This is a genomic window from Aurantiacibacter sediminis (assembly GCF_016019885.1).
In the GTDB taxonomy this organism is placed as follows: domain Bacteria; phylum Pseudomonadota; class Alphaproteobacteria; order Sphingomonadales; family Sphingomonadaceae; genus Alteraurantiacibacter; species Alteraurantiacibacter sediminis.
On the sequence record NZ_JAEANY010000007.1, the window covers coordinates 1 to 470 of the forward strand.

The 470-nt window shown below is 48.1% G+C and carries 1 rRNA gene; it reads left to right on the forward strand.

The annotated features are described in order from the left end of the window. Positions 1–470 (forward strand): 16S ribosomal RNA (locus tag I5L03_RS13295); the annotation flags it as partial.

The window sequence follows — 470 nt, forward strand, 5'->3', positions numbered from 1 at the left end:
TGACCTACGGGTGGCAGCAGTGAGGAATATTGGTCAATGGGCGCAGGCCTGAACCAGCCAAGTAGCGTGAAGGATGACTGCCCTATGGGTTGTAAACTTCTTTTATATGGGAATAAAGTTTTCCACGTGTGGAATTTTGTATGTACCATATGAATAAGGATCGGCTAACTCCGTGCCAGCAGCCGCGGTAATACGGAGGATCCGAGCGTTATCCGGATTTATTGGGTTTAAAGGGAGCGTAGGTGGACAGTTAAGTCAGTTGTGAAAGTTTGCGGCTCAACCGTAAAATTGCAGTTGATACTGGCTGTCTTGAGTACAGTAGAGGTGGGCGGAATTCGTGGTGTAGCGGTGAAATGCTTAGATATCACGAAGAACTCCGATTGCGAAGGCAGCTCACTGGACTGCAACTGACACTGATGCTCGAAAGTGTGGGTATCAAACAGGATTAGATACCCGAGTAGTCGTTCGAC